This is a genomic window from Streptomyces sp. NPDC085927, from assembly GCF_044540975.1.
GTDB classification, from domain to species: domain Bacteria; phylum Actinomycetota; class Actinomycetes; order Streptomycetales; family Streptomycetaceae; genus Streptomyces; species Streptomyces hirsutus.
The window spans coordinates 145,051-160,756 of record NZ_JBITSN010000012.1 but is presented as its reverse complement, the minus strand read 5'-3'; the positions used below and the strand labels follow the sequence as shown (position 1 = coordinate 160,756).

Annotated in this window: 19 protein-coding genes; 2 read left to right on the top strand and 17 right to left on the bottom strand. The window is 72.6% G+C overall.

Annotated elements, in window-relative coordinates; translation table 11 throughout:
- Nucleotides 1–3 precede the first annotated feature (3 nt).
- The 13 genes from ACIF80_RS27540 to ACIF80_RS27480 form a co-directional block, all read right to left on the bottom strand.
- Nucleotides 4–360: a gas vesicle protein K gene (locus ACIF80_RS27540; protein ID WP_399809637.1), complete on the bottom strand. Its 357-nt coding sequence runs from the start codon at nt 358–360 to the stop codon at nt 4–6.
- Nucleotides 357–545 carry a gas vesicle protein gene (locus tag ACIF80_RS27535; RefSeq protein WP_055597259.1) on the bottom strand — a complete coding sequence of 63 codons (189 nt, stop codon included), beginning with the start codon at nt 543–545 and terminating at the stop codon, nt 357–359. The genes ACIF80_RS27540 and ACIF80_RS27535 overlap by 4 nt, the downstream gene beginning before the upstream one ends.
- On the bottom strand, nt 542–1,324 hold the full coding sequence (locus tag ACIF80_RS27530; protein WP_399809635.1) for a GvpL/GvpF family gas vesicle protein: 783 nt from the start codon (nt 1,322–1,324) through the stop codon (nt 542–544). Before ACIF80_RS27530 ends, ACIF80_RS27535 begins: the two co-directional genes overlap by 4 nt.
- Nucleotides 1,321–1,737: a gas vesicle protein gene (locus tag ACIF80_RS27525; protein WP_399809633.1), complete on the bottom strand. Its 417-nt coding sequence runs from the start codon at nt 1,735–1,737 to the stop codon at nt 1,321–1,323. The genes ACIF80_RS27530 and ACIF80_RS27525 overlap by 4 nt, the downstream gene beginning before the upstream one ends.
- On the bottom strand, nt 1,734–2,888 hold the full coding sequence (locus ACIF80_RS27520; RefSeq protein WP_399809632.1) for an SRPBCC family protein: 1,155 nt from the start codon (nt 2,886–2,888) through the stop codon (nt 1,734–1,736). The genes ACIF80_RS27525 and ACIF80_RS27520 overlap by 4 nt, the downstream gene beginning before the upstream one ends.
- Nucleotides 2,888–3,547 (bottom strand): DNA primase, encoded by a 660-nt coding sequence (locus ACIF80_RS27515; RefSeq protein WP_399809630.1) that lies wholly within the window; start codon nt 3,545–3,547, stop codon nt 2,888–2,890. The genes ACIF80_RS27520 and ACIF80_RS27515 overlap by 1 nt, the downstream gene beginning before the upstream one ends.
- Entirely contained in the window at nt 3,544–3,807 is a 264-nt protein-coding gene (locus ACIF80_RS27510; protein WP_399809628.1) for a gas vesicle protein GvpG, read from the bottom strand. The genes ACIF80_RS27515 and ACIF80_RS27510 overlap by 4 nt, the downstream gene beginning before the upstream one ends.
- A gap of 4 nt (nt 3,808–3,811) precedes the next feature.
- Nucleotides 3,812–4,579, bottom strand: a complete 768-nt coding sequence (locus ACIF80_RS27505; protein ID WP_399809627.1) for a GvpL/GvpF family gas vesicle protein — start codon at nt 4,577–4,579, stop codon at nt 3,812–3,814.
- A complete protein-coding gene (locus tag ACIF80_RS27500; RefSeq protein WP_399809625.1) occupies nt 4,576–5,010 on the bottom strand; it encodes a gas vesicle structural protein GvpA in 435 nt (144 codons plus the stop codon). The genes ACIF80_RS27505 and ACIF80_RS27500 overlap by 4 nt, the downstream gene beginning before the upstream one ends.
- Nucleotides 5,011–5,065: 55 nt before the next feature.
- On the bottom strand, nt 5,066–5,434 hold the full coding sequence (locus tag ACIF80_RS27495) for a gas vesicle protein (RefSeq protein ID WP_399809624.1): 369 nt from the start codon (nt 5,432–5,434) through the stop codon (nt 5,066–5,068).
- Nucleotides 5,435–5,555: 121 nt separating this feature from the next.
- Complete coding sequence (gene ligD, locus ACIF80_RS27490) at nt 5,556–6,494, bottom strand: non-homologous end-joining DNA ligase (RefSeq protein ID WP_399809622.1); 939 nt, start codon at nt 6,492–6,494, stop codon at nt 5,556–5,558.
- Nucleotides 6,491–8,338: a transketolase gene (locus ACIF80_RS27485; RefSeq protein ID WP_399809620.1), complete on the bottom strand. Its 1,848-nt coding sequence runs from the start codon at nt 8,336–8,338 to the stop codon at nt 6,491–6,493. Before ACIF80_RS27485 ends, ligD begins: the two co-directional genes overlap by 4 nt.
- The gene (locus ACIF80_RS27480; RefSeq protein ID WP_399809731.1) at nt 8,335–9,840 is read right to left on the bottom strand and encodes an FAD-dependent oxidoreductase; all 1,506 of its coding nucleotides are present in this window, start codon (nt 9,838–9,840) and stop codon (nt 8,335–8,337) included. The genes ACIF80_RS27485 and ACIF80_RS27480 overlap by 4 nt, the downstream gene beginning before the upstream one ends.
- Before the next feature lie 186 nt (nt 9,841–10,026).
- Between ACIF80_RS27480 and ACIF80_RS27475 the strand changes: the two genes are divergently transcribed.
- A complete protein-coding gene (locus ACIF80_RS27475) occupies nt 10,027–10,986 on the top strand; it encodes an LLM class F420-dependent oxidoreductase (RefSeq protein WP_399809619.1) in 960 nt (319 codons plus the stop codon).
- 123 nt (nt 10,987–11,109) lie between these two features.
- Here ACIF80_RS27475 and ACIF80_RS27470 read toward each other — a convergent pair whose 3' ends face one another.
- Nucleotides 11,110–11,583 (bottom strand): phage holin family protein, encoded by a 474-nt coding sequence (locus tag ACIF80_RS27470; protein WP_399809617.1) that lies wholly within the window; start codon nt 11,581–11,583, stop codon nt 11,110–11,112.
- A gap of 60 nt (nt 11,584–11,643) precedes the next feature.
- On the opposite strand from ACIF80_RS27470, the gene ACIF80_RS27465 reads away from it, so the two are divergent.
- Entirely contained in the window at nt 11,644–11,994 is a 351-nt protein-coding gene (locus ACIF80_RS27465) for a VOC family protein (RefSeq protein WP_399809615.1), read from the top strand.
- Between the two features lie 139 nt (nt 11,995–12,133).
- Here the strand turns inward: ACIF80_RS27465 and ACIF80_RS27460 are convergent, their stop codons facing one another.
- The 3 genes from ACIF80_RS27460 to ACIF80_RS27450 are packed head-to-tail and all read right to left on the bottom strand — an operon-like array spanning nt 12,134 to nt 15,704.
- Nucleotides 12,134–12,718 carry a GNAT family N-acetyltransferase gene (locus ACIF80_RS27460; protein ID WP_399809613.1) on the bottom strand — a complete coding sequence of 195 codons (585 nt, stop codon included), beginning with the start codon at nt 12,716–12,718 and terminating at the stop codon, nt 12,134–12,136.
- A 38-nt stretch (nt 12,719–12,756) separates the two neighbouring features.
- The gene (locus ACIF80_RS27455; protein WP_399809611.1) at nt 12,757–13,725 is read right to left on the bottom strand and encodes an LD-carboxypeptidase; all 969 of its coding nucleotides are present in this window, start codon (nt 13,723–13,725) and stop codon (nt 12,757–12,759) included.
- Complete coding sequence (locus tag ACIF80_RS27450) at nt 13,722–15,704, bottom strand: prolyl oligopeptidase family serine peptidase (RefSeq protein ID WP_399809609.1); 1,983 nt, start codon at nt 15,702–15,704, stop codon at nt 13,722–13,724. Before ACIF80_RS27450 ends, ACIF80_RS27455 begins: the two co-directional genes overlap by 4 nt.
- Nucleotides 15,705–15,706: the final 2 nt, after the last annotated feature.

Here is a 15,706-nt window from a genome sequence, read left to right as displayed (position 1 = left end):
TACTCAGTCGCGCGGCAGCAGCGGCCCGAGCGGCCCGAGGTCCAGATTCAGGTCCTCGGGCCGCAGTCCGTAACGGTCCCGCAGTTCCGCCATGCGGTCCCCGAGCAGCATCAGGGTGAGGCCGATGCGCTCCTCCTGCTCCTCCGTCAGGTCTCCCTCGTCGAACCGGCGCAGCGCCTGGCGCTCCATGAGCTGGCGCAGCAGTTCCACGACGGTGAGCACCAGTTTGACCAGGTCGCGTTCGACCGTGTCCGGATCCAGGTCGAGCCGGTTGCGCCGGTCGCTCCCCTCACCCCGGCCGCTCTGGTCGCGCCGGCCGCCGTGCGGCTCGGCGTGATGGTCGTCCGGGGCGGCCGTCAACGCAACTCCTCGAAGGGTGACGGAACGTTCGCGTTCACCGAGCTGATGAGCGCGTTGAGGTCGATACGGACCAGGTCGACGTCCGCGATGCGCAGCGTGAGGTCGCCGGTGATGACGACGCCGCCGGCCAGGAGCCGGTCGAGCAGATCCACCAGGGCTATCTCACGGCGTTCGACGACGGTCATGCCCCCTCCCCCGCCACCGATTCGTCCCCGGCGAACGAATAGGCCGCCCAGGGTCCGGTGAGTTCCACACGTATTCCGGGCGCCCCGTCCCTCGTCCGTTCCACCGTTTCCACGAATTTCTCGGACTCCGCCCGCGGCACGAGATAGGCCGCATTCAGCACATTGCGCCCCGAGGCGCCGGAGAGCGTGGGATTCTGCGGTGCGTGCAACCGGGAATCCTCGGCGCGGCCGGAGAGCGTCTCGTGCAGGTGGGTCGAGAACGTCTCGGCCCGCTGCCACAGGTCGTCGTGCGATTTCGTCTCCATGCGCCGTTGGCGCAGGTAGTCCCTGCCCGACGCGGGCTTGCGCGGGGGCGGTGCGGCGGCGGTGTCCGGCGCCTGCTCCGCCTCGACGAAGACCTTCACGCCCCATTCCACCCGGCCGTCCAACCGGTCCAGCGTCCGCAGGAAACTCTCCTCGCGCGCCTCCATCATCGTCCGTACGCCGCTGTCGTCGCGGAACACGGTGCCGAGCCGCAGCGGCAGCGGCGTCGTGACGGTGGTGAGGGCGTCGATGACGCCCTGGTGGGCGCGGGCGACGGTGGTCAGCCAGTCGAGGTCCTCCAGATGCTCGCGGAAGGGCTCCTCGGCGAAGTCCGCCTCCGGCACATGGCTGACGACGGCCACCAGGTCGTGGTGGGTCAGCAGCCGGGGCGGATCGCCCGCCACACCGGCCAGCTGTGCCTGGAGCGGAGCACCGAAGGGCCGGCAGACGGCGTAGACGTACCGCAGTCCGGTCACGGGGCCTCCTTGTGTGGACGGTCGGCCCCCCGCTGACGGTCGGCCTCCCGCTGACGGTCGGCCCCCTGCTGGTGGCCGGTCTCCAGTGAACGGCCGGCCTCCTCCTGACGGCCGGTCTCCAGTTCGGCCAGCCGCTCCCGCAACTCGGCGTTCTCCTTGGCCAGTTCGGAGCGGCGGGCGCGTGAGGACAGCGCCGGGTCCGTCTCCCACCAGTCGATCCCCATCTCCTTCGCCTTGTCGACGGAGGCGACGACGAGCCGCAGTTTGATGGTGAGCAGTTCGATGTCGAGCAGGTTGATGCGGATGTCCCCCGCGATGACGATGCCCTTGTCGAGCACCCGCTCGAGGATGTCGGCGAGGTTGGCGCCGCCCCCCTGGCCGTACGGCTCAGGGAAGCGGCCGGGTGTGGTCATCGTCGGCTCCCGCCTTCGGCGTACTCGGGCTCGTACTCCTCCTCGTCCTCCTCCTGTTCGTCCTCGTAGGCGTCCTCGTCCTCGTAACCGTCCTCCGCCGGCTCCTCGCCCTCCGCCGGTTCCCCGTCCTCCGCGGCCTCGTCCGCCTCCTCGTACGCGTCGTCCTCGTACTCGGCCTCCGGCTCCTCCTCGCCTTCGCGGGCTTCCTCGTCCTCGCCGGTCTCCTCGTCCTCGCCGGCCGTCTCGTCCTCGTCGCGCGAGGCTTCCTCCTCCTCCTCCTCGGCGACGGCGTCCTCGTGGCTGCGGACCACTTCCCCGTCCTGGATCTCGCCGCGCCAGCCGTCCTCGGCCTCACCCTTGAAGGTGATGAAGCGGGCGAAGTTCTTCAGGTCGAGCCGGGCCCGGCGGCCCTGGGCGCGCCAGATGTTGCCGGTCTTCTCGAACAGGCCGACGGGGTAGTACTCGATGACCAGGAGGACCCGGGTGAGGTTGTCGGCGAGCCGGTGGAAGGAGACGACGCCCTTCGTGGTGCCCTTGGCACCCTCGGAGGACCAGACGATGCGGTGGTCGGGAACCTGCTCGGTGGTCTTCGCCTTCCAGCTGCGGTTGGACCAGAAGACCTTCAGCTGCCAGTCCGAGGTGGTGTCGTCGCCCTTACTGGCGCTCTTGACACCCTTCGCGAAGGTGCTGAAGTCCTGGTACTGGGTCCACTGGTCGTAGGCGGTGCGCAGCGGGACGCCGACATCGATGTGCTCGATGATGACGGTGGGCTTCTTCCCCGCCGAGCGCTTGCCCTTGCCACCGCCCACCAGACCCTTGAAGGCGTCCTTCACCTTGTCCTTGACGTGCGAGGCGCCCAGTTCGACGGCGCTGCGCAGAGGGCTCTTGCCCTCGGCGAGTTTGCGGCCGCCGTCGAGTGCCAGCTTGGCGAACCCGGGGCTGTTGCCCTCGGCGATGTCGGTGAGTTTGCCGGTCGTCTCGCCGAGTTTGCGGCCGACACCGGTCAGCATGCGGGTGGCCTGGGCCGCGAGGTAGTCCTGCAGTTCCGCCTTGAGGCGGTCGGCGGCCTCGCTGTGGGCCACGTCGGCGAGCGGGTTCTTCGACGTTCCCTCGCGCGCGGCGGAAGCGGCCGATCCGAGTGTCCCGGCCATCACTTACCGCCTCCCTTCGACGTGCGGGAGCGGGTGCCCCGGGACGAGGAAGTCCGCGCGGCCGCGGTCTTCTTGCCGGCCGTCTTCTTGGCCGCGGCCTTCTTCGCCGGGGCGGCCTTCCCCGCCGGAGCCTTCTTGGCGGGAGCCTTCTTGGCCGGGGCCTTCTTGGCGGCCTCCTTCGACGGGGCCCTCTTCGACGGCCGCTCGGGGGGCGGTTCCGGCTCCTCGCCGTCCGGTTCGTCGTTCTCGGCGTCCTCGTCGTACTCGGCGCCCTCGTCCTCGTCGTACTCGGCGCCCTCGTCGTACTCGTCGTCCTCCGCCTCGCGGTCCGGCCGGCCGCCCGCGCCGGTCATCTGGTCGCGCATCTCGGCGGTGCGACCGTGCAGCTTGCCGGCGAGGGTGTTGAGCTGCCGTTCCACGAGGGCCCCGGAGGCCGCCTTGCCGGCGCCGCGCAGATCCCCGCGCAGCTGGTCCCCGAGCTCCTTGAACTGCGGGTTGTTCCGCAGCTGCGTGGAGACCAGGTCCCCGATCATCCGCGGGCTGAGGTTCAGCTTCTTGCCCGCCACCAGGCCGCCGACGGCGACCGCCATCTTCAGTTTTTTCGTCCGTCCGAGAAAGTATCCGGCCCCTATCGCGAGGCCAAGTGCCGTTCGGTTCATTGTGGTGCCGTCCCGTCCCCTGTGGCGCCGGTGTGCATTGCGGTCTCCAAACGGTCGAGGAGTACGTCCTCCTGCTGGTCGAACTCCTCCTCGGTGATCTCTCCGGCCTCCAACTGCTCCTCGAGCCGCGCCAGTTCGGTACGGATCGTGGCAGGGTCGTAGTAGATGCGTTCCGCCTCGCGAAGCACCTGTTGGATGGCCCAGCCGCTGCCGCGCACGGGGGCGAACGGCAGCAGCAGTACCTCCGAGATCAGGCCCATGCCGTCACCCCGCTCCGGCGTCCGCCCCGGTGGCCGTGGTGCCCGCCGGTTCGGCCGGGCCGGGTTCCACGAAGCTGTACGGCGGCAGCGGACCGTTGAGCCGCACCTCCAGGTGGGGCATGTCCTCGCGCACCCGGTCCACGGCGGCCATGAAGTTCGCGGCAGCGTCGCGCTCCACCAGGAAGGAGACGTTGGCGAGCCAGCCCGTGGACTCGGGGCCCACGCTCACGGAGTCGGCCGCCGCTTCCAGGGCACGCTGCACGGCGGCGCCGTCCTCGGCCTCCTGCGCCCTGACCGCGCCGGCGACCATCTCGCCGAGGCGGATCTTGTCGTCGTAACTTCCGCCGCCGGACTTCCGGTTGGCCTCCGCGAGGGCACGGACCTCCGGGTTGCCGGCCATCACGTGGTGCAGTACGGCTTCCTCGACATGATTGGCCTTGACGTTGTACTCGACCCGGCCGTCCAGCGCCCGCAGGCGCTCCTTGTAGTGCTCGGCGCGCTCGGTGAGGACGTCGGTGACGGAGTCGTCGTCGGGGGCGACACTGCCGAACCGCATCGGCAGCACACAGCCCTCCGCCCCGACCTCGGCGAGCACGTTCTGGTGGGCGAGCAGTTCCCTGCGCTTGGGGCGCAGCCCTTCGGGGGCGTCACTGACGACGGCCGCCAGGTCGCCCGCCTTCAGGACGCGCAGCGGGCCCCCGCCCACGCCGCTCAGGTGCTCGGGAACGGCGGGGTGCGTACTCGCGATGATGCCGTAGACGTACGTGCTCACTCCTGCTCCTCCTTCCGGCGTGACGTGGTGCTCTTGCGGGCCCGCGGACGGGACTCCTTCTCCCGCTCGGAGCCTTCGCCGCGCGCCTGCTGGAAGGCGTCGGAGATGGTTTCGGCGGCGCCGGACAGCGCGCCCTTGGACTTGCCGCGGGCGCCGGACTCGGTCATCTCGCCGACGAGGTCGGGCAGGCCCGGGTCCTTGCGCGGCCCGGACTCCAGGTCGAGCCGGTTGCACGCCTCGGCGAAGCGCAGATAGGTGTCGACGCTGGCGACGACGACACGCACGTCGATCTTGAGGATCTCGATGCCGACCAGGGAGACACGCACGAATGCGTCGATGACGAGCCCCCTGTCCAGGACGAGCTCAAGCACGTCGTAGAGACCGCTGCTGCCGCCTCCACCGCCGGACTGTTGTGCCGGTACGACTGTCATGCCGACTGTTCCTCCATTTCTGTGAGTGTGAGAGCGGGACCGGGTGGGCGGCCTGTCAGCCGCCGGACCTGCGTCCGTCGGCCCGTCCTCGCTCGTAGCGGCGGACACGGCGGTAACCGGTGAGCTGACCGTCGGGATCGAGCTCCACCTGGTAGCTCGCCATCAGGCTCATCGTGTCGGGTACGCGCTCGAGTTCGAGGACCTCGACCTCCAGCGCCCAGCCCTCCTCCGTCTGCTCGAAGGACGACACGGACTCGGCTTCCATACCGGTGAGCTCCGCGAGCTGGCCGCGCGCCTGGCGCAGCACCTCCATCGGACCCGGCCGCTTGTTCGCTCTGGTGTTTTCCGTGGACTTGCGGGATCCGCGGGAATCCTGCTGTTCCTGTGAATCCTTGGAATCTTCGGTGTTTCCTGTGTTTGCCATGGGCACCTCCTCCTCCGTGTGGCCGCAACTCTGTTCGCCAAACCTGCTGGGGTTCACTCGATTGCCACGGCCGCTGCCACGGCCGCGCTCCGTGCCCGCTCGGCCGGCCGCCCGGGGACGGTCAGCCCCGCAGCGCCTCCAGCCGTCGGCGGGCCGGGCCCAGGGCGCGGCCCCGGCGCGGCAGCCCGGCCCAGGGGTCGGTACGCAGCTGGTCGAGGGCGTCGGCGATGGTCCAGCGGCGGGCGTGCAGCTCCGGGTCGTCCAGCTGGTCCCAGGAGAGAGGGGTCGCGACGGGGGCGCCGGGCAGGGCGCGGACGGTGCAGGGCGCGACCGCGGTCTGTGCGTAGGCGTTGCGCTGGATGTCCAGGTAGAGCCGGTCGCCGCGGTCCTTCTTGCGGGCGGCGGTGGTGAGCCGGCCGGGGTGGGCGTCGGCGAGGGTGTCGGCGACCTCGCGGGCGAAGGCGCGCACCTCGTCGACGTCGTGGTCACCGGCGAGCGGCACGATCACGTGGAGCCCGCGGGAACCCGTGGTCATCAGTGCCGAGGGCAGGTTCAGTTCGTCCAGCAGCTTCCCCAGCAGGCGGGCCGCCTCCCGGACCGTCCCGAAGTCGTCCCGCGAGGGATCGAGGTCGAAGACCAGCCGGTCCGGACGGTCGGTCCCATGTCCCGGGCCGGCCCGGGACAGCCAGCGGTGCAGGGTGATGCTCGCCTGGTCGACGAGGTAGAGCAGGGTCGCCGTGTCGTCGCACACGGTGTGGCACACCGTGCCGCCCTCCTTGGGGACCTCGACCCGGGTGATCCACTCCGGGTAGCTCCCGGGGGTGTTCTTCTGCATGAACGTGGGCCCGTCGATGCCGTCCGGGTGCCGCTCCAGCATCAGCGGGCGGCCCCGCAGGTGCGGCAGCATGAAGGGGGCGACGGCCCGGTGGTAGTCGACGAGGTCGCCCTTGGTGTACTCCCCGGCGCCCCCGCCGCCGGGGAAGAGCACCTTCTCCGGCCGGTGGATCCGCACGGTGCGGCGCCCGGCCCGCACGGTCCGCGCGGTGTCCTCGCCGCTCACGGCACGATCGCCTGCTCCACCAGCAGCCGCCCGGCCGCCGCGATCGACTCGGCGTCGATGCCCGCGGCGTGCAGCTGTTCCTCGGGGGAGGCCGAGCCCGGCATGCCGCGTACGGCGAGCCGCACCAGGCGCGGTACGGGCCGTCCGTCGGTGAACGCCTCGAGGACCGCGTCCCCGAGACCGCCCTCCGGGTGGTGGTCCTCCACGGTCACCAGGCAGCCGGTCTCCTCGGCGGCCCGGCGCAGGGTGTCCCGGTCGACGGGCTTGACCGAGTACAGGTCGATCACCCGTGCCGCGATGCCCTCCTCCGCCAGCGCGTCCGCGGCGGCCAGGGCCTCGTGCACCGTGACGCCCGCCGCCAGCAGCGTCAGCCGGTCCCGTTCCGAGGACCGCAGGACCTTGCTGCCGCCGACGGGGAACTCCTCGCCGGGGCCGTAGATCACGGGGCTCTCGCCGCGCGAGGTACGCAGGTACCGGATGCCGTCGAGGTCCGCCATCGCGGCGACCAGACGCGCGGTCTGGTTGGCGTCACAGGGGTGGAGCACCGTCGAGCCGTGCACCGCCCGCATCATCGCCAGGTCCTCGAGACCCATCTGGCTGGGCCCGTCCTCGCCGATGGCGACCCCGGCGTGCGAGCCGACGAGGTTGACGCCGGCACCGCTGATCGACGCCATGCGGATGAAGTCGTGGGCGCGGGTCAGGAAGGCGGCGAAGGTGGCGGCGTAGGGCACCCAGCCGCGCGTCGCCGTCCCGACGGCGGTGGCCACCAGCTGCTGCTCGGCGATGTAGCACTCGACGTAGCGTTCGGGGTGCTCCTTGGCGAAGAACTCCGCGCGCGTGGAGTCGCCGACCTCCCCGTCCAGGACCACGACGTCGTCGCGCACGGTGCCGAGGGCGGTCAGCGCCTCACCGAAGGCGTTCCGTGTCGCCACCTTCTCGCCCTTGTCCCAGCGGGGCGGTTCGGCCTGTCCGGTGTGCACGGCGTGCAGCGTGCGGGCGGCGGGTGGTTCCGGCACCCGCACGCGCAGGTCGCGGGGGCCGCCGAGTTCGGCGATCGCCTCGTCGGCCTCCGGCAGCGGCTTGCCGTGCATCCCCTCGCGGTCCTGCACCGCCTCGACGCCCTTGCCCTTGAGGGTGCGGGCGAGGACCACGGTCGGCTGCCCCTTGGTGGAGGACGCCTCCCCGTACGCCCGGTCGACGGCGTCGACGTCGTGCCCGTCCACTTCCACGGCGTGCCAGCCGAAGGCCTCGAAGCGGCGGGCGTACGCGTCGAGGTCGTGGCCGTGCCGGGTGGGGCCGCGCTGGCCGAGCCGGTTCACGTCCACGAGGACGGTCAGGTTGTCGAGGTTCTCGTACGCGGCGTGCTCGGCGGCCTCCCACACCGAGCCCTCGGCCAGTTCGCTGTCCCCGCACATCACCCACACCCGGTAGTCGGAGCGGTCGAGCCGCTTCCCGGCCAGCGCGATGCCGACGCCGACCGGCAGTCCCTGGCCGAGCGATCCGGTGGCCGTCTCGACCCAGGGCAGCCGCTGGGGGGTGGGATGGCCCTCGAGGCGGCTGCCGAGCTTGCGGAAGGTGAGGAGTTCCTCGTCGTCGATGGCGCCGGCCGCCTTGAACGCGGCGTACATGAGGGGTGAGGCGTGCCCCTTGGAGAGGACGAAACGGTCGTTGCCCGGGTGGTCCGGATGGTCGAAGTCGTAGCGGAAGTGGCGTGCCAGCAGGACGGCCATCAGGTCGGCCGCGGACATCGAGGACGTGGGGTGCCCGGAGCCGGCGGCAGCCGCGGCGCGGATACTGTCCACACGCAACTGCTGCCCGAAATCGACGAGTTCACCGGTGTTCATGAGTCTCCTTGGACGGGGTTGTCGGGGTTGTCGGTGCCTGCCGGGTCGCCCGGGCCGGCGGGGCTGTCGGTGCGCTTGACGGGGCCCGGAGCGAGGTGCGGGCCGGCGGGCGGCCGGGGGCCGGGCCGCCTCTTCTCCGGTTCACCTCCGGGCCGGCTCCCGGAGGGTTCGGCGGCCGGCTCGGCGGCCTCGTCGCCGGACGTCTGCCGCCCCGGGCCGGAGGGCACCCTGGCCAGTTCCGGGGACGCCGTGTCCAGCGGCACCGACCAGGACCGTACGAGCCCCAACTGCACCGCCTGCCGCGGCAGTACGGCGTCCAGCAGCCAGTCGGCGGCGACCCGCACCCGGTTGCCGGGCATCGCCGCGAGGTGGTAGCCGCGGGTGACCGCGCCCGCCGCCGGACCGGACAGGTGGACGCCGAGCGGGTTGGCCGCCGCCTTGACGCCGCCCAGGTCCACCACGAACCCGAGGTCGCGGTGGCGGTAGGCGCGGGGCTCGCCGTCGCCGAGGGAGGCGGCGACGTTGTGGGCGCAGAGCTTGCCCTGCCGCCAGGCGTGCTGCGCGGTCATCGGGGTGTACTGCCCGGGTTCCTCCAGATCGGGTACCGCCGCCGCGTCACCGCAGGCGAACACCTCGGGCCGCCCCGGCACCCGCAGCTGCGGGTCGACCAGCAGCCGCCCGCGCTCCATGGGCAGCCCCAGCGACTCGGCGAGCGGATCGGGCCGCACTCCCACGCACCACACCAGCGTCCGCGTGTCGACGAACTCCCCGTCGGTCAGCAGCACCCCCTCCCGCGTGGCCTCCTTCACGGAAGTCCCCATCCGCACGTCCACGCCCCGCTCGCGCAGGACCCGGTCGGCGGTGCGGGAGAGCCGCTCGTCGAGTTCGGGCAGGACCCGGTCGGCGATGTCCAGCAGCAGCCAGCGTGGCCGCATGCCCGTCCGCATGGGGTGCTTGTGGACCTGCGCGTCGCTGAACAGCTTTCCGTGTGCGGCGACTTCGGTTCCGGTGTAACCGGCGCCGACCACCACGAAGGTGCACCGGGCGGCGCAGCTCGCGGGGTCGTCGGTGGCCGCCGCGAGCTCCACCTGCCGGGTCACGTGGTCACGCAGGTACAGCGCCTCGGGCAGCCCGCGGAAGCCGTGCGCGTGCTCGGCGACACCCGGGACGGGCAGCAGCTTGTTGACACTGCCGGCGGCCAGCACCAGCCGGTCGTAGGAGAGGCTGCCGCCGTCGCCCTCGGGACCGGTGTAGTGCACGGTCCGGGCGTCGAGGTCAATGCGGTCGGCCTCGCCCAGCACCAGCCGTACCTGCCGCAGCGTCCCGGAGAGGGAGACGGTGACCCGGCGCGGTTCCAGGATGCCGGCGGCGACCTGGGGCAGCAGGGGCAGGTACAGGAAGTAGTCGGTCGGGTTCAGCAGGGTGATGTCGGCCCGGCCCCGGGCCAGCCGGGACAGGACGCGGGCCGTGCGGTACCCGGCGAAACCGGCACCGACGATCACTATGCGGGGTCGACTCACGGTTCGCCTCCGGGGCTGTCGTCACGTACCTCGGGAGACTTCCGCGTCCCCCTGGCCGGGGTCGCCAAACGTCCGCAGGCTTCCGCCCCGGGCCTGCCGCCGGTTTCCGCTCCGGCCCCCGGGTACCCGGGGCCGGACCCGAACCGCCCCTGTCTCGGAGGCACCCCCATGCCCGAGTACGGTTATTTCCTCTCATGCGAGCAGTACGGTCCCGCCGAGCTGGTGGAGCAGGCGCGGATGGCCGAACAGGCCGGATTCCAGACACTGTGGATCTCGGACCACTACCATCCGTGGAACGACGAGCAGGGGCAGAGCCCCTTCGTGTGGTCGGTGATCGGCGCGCTGTCCGAGGCGGTGTCCCTGCCCGTCCAGACGGCGGTGACCTGCCCGGGGGTGCGAACGCACCCGGCGGTGGTGGCTCAGGCCGCCGCGACGAGCGCGGTGATGACGGACGGCCGGTTCCGGCTGGGCGTCGGCACCGGCGAAGCCCTCAACGAGCACATCCTCGGGAACGCGTGGCCACCCGCGCACGTGCGCCTGGACATGCTGGAGGAGGCCATCCAGGTGATGCGCCGCCTGTTCTCCGGCGAGGAGGTCAACCACCACGGCACGCACTACACCGTGGAGAACGCCCGCCTCTACACCGTCCCGGACGAGCCCGTTCGGATCGACATCTCCGGCTTCGGTCCGGCGGCGACCAAACTGGCGGCCCGGGTGGGCGACGGCTACATCACGATGATGCCCGACGCCTCGATGGTGGAGCAGTTCCGCAAGGGCGGGGGCGGCGGGAAGCCGGTCGCCGGCGGCACCAAGGTCTGCTACGGCACCGACCGCGAGGAGTGCGTCCGCACCGTCCACCGGCTCTGGGCGAACGAACAGCTGCCCGGTGAACTGAGCCAGGTGCTGCCCTCTCCGAAACACTTCGAGCAGGCGCAGTCCCTGGTGACCGAGGACATGGTGCGGCGCAGCCGGGTGTGCGGCGACGACGTGGACGAGCACGTCGCCGAGCTGAGCCGGTTCGCGGACGCGGGCTTCGACCTCGTCCACGTCCACCAGATCGGCCCGGATCTGCGCGGCTTCTTCGACTTCTACCGTTCGAAGGTGCTGCCGCAGTTGCAGGCCCAGTGACCTGGTGACGCCCGGTCACCAGTGGCCCAGTGGTCCGGTGACCCGGTGAGGAGGCGGCACGGCGGAGGCACGGACCGTGGTCCGTGCCTCCGCCGTCTCGTCCGGGGCCCTCCTCGCGGCCGGTCAGGCCCGGGGGCCCGGCACATCGGGGCCCGGCGCACCGGGGGCCGGGGTGTTCGGCCGCGGTGGTACGGCGTCCGTGGCGGGCGGCGTCGACGGCACCGGCGGAGCGACGCCACCGGCACGCCCGCGCCCGGCGTCCTGCTGCCCGGGGACGGGCGCCTGCCCGGCGGCCCCGCGCCCGGGCGAGGGACGGGCCGCGTTCCGCAGTGCGTAGGCCAGGACACCCAGGATCACGGCCGTGATCAGCGCGGCGGCCCAGTCCGGCAGAACCAGGGCGAGGGCGAGACCCACGGCCAGGGCGACGGCCGCGCCCGCGTACAGGGCGACGGCGCCGGACGCGCCGTACAGGGCGGCCTTGCGGCGCTGCCCCCGTGCCTGTTCACGCAGCTCGTCGCGTACGCTCTCTCGGGCCACCTGCGCCAACTCGTCGACCAGGTGCTTGTCCAGATGCTGCATGTGCTCCAAACGCTGCATGACACCCGGGTACCCAACGCCCCGCGCGCGTAACGCCGTTCCCCAACTAGGCTCGTCGCCATGGAGATTCTGGGTGCCACCCTGCGCGTCTGCGTCGACGACATCGAGACCGCGATCCCCTTCTACGAGCGGCTGGCGGGAGGCAGGGCCCTGCGCTTCGAGCGGGCCGGTGTCCACGTGGCCGCCGTCGGCTGCTTCCTGTTGATGAGCGGCCCCGCGGCCGAACTGGACGTGCTGCGCAAGGTGGCGGCTACCATCGCGGTGAAGGACGTCGAGGAGGCCGGCCGGGTGCTGGCCGAGATGGGCGCGGACATCATCGCGGGCCCGCTCCCCACACCGGTGGGCCGCAACCTCATCGCGCGGCACCCGGACGGTGCCGTCTACGAGTACGCGGACCGCCTCGCCGTCTGACCCGTCCGGCCACGGCTCCGTCCGTACCCGTCCCGCTCCGCTCCGGTCCGTGTCTCCCCGCCCGGGCGGGGAGACACGGACCGGAGCGAGGCGACGCCGGCGGCCTTGCGGACGCGGGGCGCCGTACGCGCCGGCGCGATCAGTGCGGCTCCCGCATCTCGCGGGTGAGGGCCCAGCGTTCGTGGTCGCGCCAGGCTCCGTCGATGAAGAGCATGTCCGGCGAGAACCCCTCCAGCCGGAATCCGCGGCCACGGGCCAGGGCGATGGAGGCGGCGTTGGCGGGCTGCACGTTGATCTCCAGCCGGTGCAGCCGCATCGGTCCGAACGCGTGCCGTACGACGAGGTCCAGCCCCTCGCTCATCAGCCCGCGCCCCGCCGCGTGCGCGAACGCGCCGTACCCCAGGACGCCGCACTGGTACGCGCCGTGCACGATGTTGTTGATGTTGATGAACCCGGCGATGGAACCGTCACGGCCCCCGTCGTCCGGGCCCGCGCCGGGGTCCGCCTTCTCGCAGACCAGGAAGCCGGCCTTGGCCGGGTCCTCGATCAGCCGCTGCGCGTACGCGGAGTACGCCGAGGCGCTCTCCGGCGGGAAGAGCCAGGGGTGGTGCAGGTCCTTGCTCTCCCGGGCACGGGCGGTGAACTCGGCGCTGTCCGCGTGGGCGAAGTGGCGTATGCCCACACGGGGGCCTTCGGCGAGGTAGCGGGAAGCGGGGTGCGGCACCGTGCCAGCCTACGTCGGGTTCCGGGTGCGGGGCGGGCTCAGCTCAGCGCCGGTTCGTCGAGCGTCAGGGTGCCCGCGTCCGCGTCGAGTTCCGCCGTGACGCCGAACGGCACGGTGAGTGCCCCGTCGCAGTGCCCGAACCCGAACTGCTCGGCCACGGGCACGCCGAGACCGCCGAGCCGGTCGGCGAGCAGCGCCCGGACCTTCTCGTACGGGCCGCACTGTGCCCAGGAGCCGAGCAGCAGTCCCGACACCCCCTCGAACCACCCGGCCCGCGACAGCTGGGTGAGGTACCGGTCGAGCCGGTACGGCTCCTCCCCCACGTCCTCCAGGCACAGCAGCCCGCCGCGCGCGGAGGACCTGGTGTGCGGGGTGCCCAGGCCGGCGGCGAGCAGGGCGAGGCAGCCGCCGAGCGTGACGCCGCGCGCCCGGCCGGGGACCAGCGCGGTGCCGTCGGAGGCCAGGGTGCGGACGGTTTCGGGGGCGAACAGGGTCGCCTCGAGGTGCTCCTGCGCGCGGGTGTTCTTGAGGAAGTCGACGCCCGCCGCCATCGGCCCGTGCAGGGTGACCAGGCCGAGCCGGGCCGCGAACGCCTCGTGCAGGGCGGTGATGTCGCTGAACCCGACGAAGACCTTCGGTCCGGCGGCCCGCATCGCCGGCCAGTCGAGCAGGTCGACCATGCGCTGCACGCCGTAGCCGCCCCGGGCGCAGATCACCGCGTCCACGGCGGGGTCGCACCAGGCGGCCTGGAGGTCGGCGGCCCGGTCCGCGTCGGTGCCGGCCAGATAGTCGAACTCGCCGTGGCGGTCCAGGACGTGGGGGGCGGCCACCGGGTCGAGGTCCCAGCCGCGCAGCACGTCGAGACCGGCCTGCAGCCGCTCCTCCGGCACGGGCCCGCTGGGCGCGACGACGGCCACCCGGGCGCCGGGGCCGATCCGGGACGGCCGCCGCAACGGCTCGGCCCGGCTCGTCCACGCGGCCCGGCTCATCGGTGCGCTCCGGCTCATCGGTGCGCTCCGGCTCGTCGGGTCAGCCCCAGGACCGGCACGCCGGGTACCGACAGTCCGAACACCTGGGCGTACAGGGACAGTTCGGCCTCCAGTGCGCGCACCATGGTCTCGGCGCGCCGGAAGCCGTGTCCCTCTCCCTCGAAGGTGAGATACGCATGCGGCACGGCCTTGCCCCCCAGGCGGGCGAGGAACCGCTCGCACTGCACGGGAGGGCAGATCCGGTCGTCCAGGCCCTGGAGGAGCAGGAACGGCGCGGTGAGCCGGTCGGCGTGTGCGGCGGGCGAGCGTTCGGCGTACCGCTCGGGGACTTCGGCGCGCGGGCCGATGAGGCTCTCGAGGTACCGGGACTCGAAGTCGTGGGTCTCTCCCGGGCCCCAGCCGGTCAGGTCGAGCACCGGGTAGATGATGGTGCCGCAGGCGTAGACGTCGGTCGTGGTGAGGGAGGCGGCCGTGGTCCAGCCGCCGGCGCTGCCGCCGCGGACGGCGAGCCGGTCGCGGTCGGCGGTGCCCTCGTCGGCGAGTGCCAGGGCGACGGCGGCGCAGTCCTCGACGTCGACCACGCCCCACTGCTCGCGCAGCCGGTCCCGGTAGGCGCGCCCGTAGCCGGTGGAGCCGCCGTAGTTGACCTCGGCGACGCCGATGCCGCGCGAGGTGAAGTAGGCGATCTCGAGGTCGAGGACGAGCGGTGCCCGGCCGGTGGGCCCGCCGTGCGCCCAGATCACGTACGGCGGCAGCTCGCCGTCGGGCCCGGTGCAGCCGGGGTTGCGCGGCGGGTACACCTGGGCGTGGATCTCGCGGCCGTCCGGCCCGGTGAAGGTGCGGACCTGCGGCTGCGGGTAGTGGGCGGGGTCCACGGCGTCCTCGTGCGGGGTGCCGATCACCCGGGCCCTGCCGGTCCGGGTGTCCAGCTCGACGACCTCGTGGGCGCTGCGCGGGCTCGCTCCGACCGCCACGACGCGCTCGCCGTGGGCCGCGAGCGTGGGCGTGAACTCGGTCCAGGGTCCGGCCGCGTCGACGACCTCGCCCCTCTCCGGGTCGAGTATGCCGAGCGTGGCGGCGCCCCGGCCGTGCACGACGGCGATCAGGCCGCTGTCCAGCGGGGTGAACCAGCGCGACCCCGGCTTCCACAGCGGCCCGCCGAACTCCTCCTCGCGCGGGCAGACGGGTTCGCCGTCGAGGTAGAGGTTCCACCAGCCGGTGCGGTCGCTCGTGTGGAGCAGCCGGCCGTCGTGCGTCCAGTCGGCCTGGGCGACCGACTCCCCCGGGCCGCCGGCCACGGTGCGGGCGTCGCGCAGGGTGCCGTCGGGGGCGACGTCGGCGAGGCGGAGTTCGGTACCGTCCCAGGGCATGCGGGGATGGTCCCAGGCCAGCCAGGCGGCGAGCCGCCCGTCGGGCGAGAGGCGCGGCCCGGTGACGAACCGGTACCGGTCGTCGGTCAGTTCGCGCACGGCACCGCGGTCGTCGGCGGCCGAGCCGTCCAGCGGTACGGCGGCCAGGACACGGCGTACGTCATCGGGTCCGTCGCCGGTGAACTCCTCCAGGACGCACCACACCTCGCCGCGGTCCGGCAGCAGGGTCGGCTCGGCCCAGCGCAGTCCCTGCCCCACCGGGGAGAGCGGGGTCAGCGGTCGCGGCTCACCGCCCGGTTCGTACCGGTGGAGGCGCTGGCCGGCGAAGTCGACGAACACCACGAGCGGGTCGTCGTCCCGTACGAAGCCGGCCCAGGGCCGTCCGCCGTACTCGTGGACCCGGCTGCGCACGTTCCAGGGCGCGGGCAGGACGGACTCCTCGGTGCCGTCGGAGTGCCGGCGCACCAGGGTGCGGCGGCCTCCTTCGGCGGGCCGGGGCTCGGTCCACCACACCTCGTCCCCGACGAATCCCACGTACTCGGGGCTTCCGTCGTGCGCCGCGGCCGTGGCCGCGTCGATGGGCGAGGGCCACTCACCGTACGGCAGGGTTCGCACCGTCTCCCCCATGG

Coding starts and splice junctions, on each gene's coding strand:
- ACIF80_RS27535 (WP_055597259.1), bottom strand. CDS start 545: ATGACCGTCGTCGAACGCCGTGAGATAGCCCTGGTGGATCTGCTCGAC.
- ACIF80_RS27525 (WP_399809633.1), bottom strand. CDS start 1,737: ATGACCACACCCGGCCGCTTCCCTGAGCCGTACGGCCAGGGGGGCGGC.
- ACIF80_RS27520 (WP_399809632.1), bottom strand. CDS start 2,888: ATGGCCGGGACACTCGGATCGGCCGCTTCCGCCGCGCGCGAGGGAACG.
- ACIF80_RS27515 (WP_399809630.1), bottom strand. CDS start 3,547: ATGAACCGAACGGCACTTGGCCTCGCGATAGGGGCCGGATACTTTCTC.
- ACIF80_RS27510 (WP_399809628.1), bottom strand. CDS start 3,807: ATGGGCCTGATCTCGGAGGTACTGCTGCTGCCGTTCGCCCCCGTGCGC.
- ACIF80_RS27500 (WP_399809625.1), bottom strand. CDS start 5,010: ATGACAGTCGTACCGGCACAACAGTCCGGCGGTGGAGGCGGCAGCAGC.
- ACIF80_RS27495 (WP_399809624.1), bottom strand. CDS start 5,434: ATGGCAAACACAGGAAACACCGAAGATTCCAAGGATTCACAGGAACAG.
- ACIF80_RS27485 (WP_399809620.1), bottom strand. CDS start 8,338: ATGAACACCGGTGAACTCGTCGATTTCGGGCAGCAGTTGCGTGTGGAC.
- ACIF80_RS27475 (WP_399809619.1), top strand. CDS start 10,027: ATGCCCGAGTACGGTTATTTCCTCTCATGCGAGCAGTACGGTCCCGCC.
- ACIF80_RS27470 (WP_399809617.1), bottom strand. CDS start 11,583: ATGCAGCGTTTGGAGCACATGCAGCATCTGGACAAGCACCTGGTCGAC.
- ACIF80_RS27465 (WP_399809615.1), top strand. CDS start 11,644: ATGGAGATTCTGGGTGCCACCCTGCGCGTCTGCGTCGACGACATCGAG.
- ACIF80_RS27455 (WP_399809611.1), bottom strand. CDS start 13,725: ATGAGCCGGAGCGCACCGATGAGCCGGGCCGCGTGGACGAGCCGGGCC.
- ACIF80_RS27450 (WP_399809609.1), bottom strand. CDS start 15,704: ATGGGGGAGACGGTGCGAACCCTGCCGTACGGTGAGTGGCCCTCGCCC.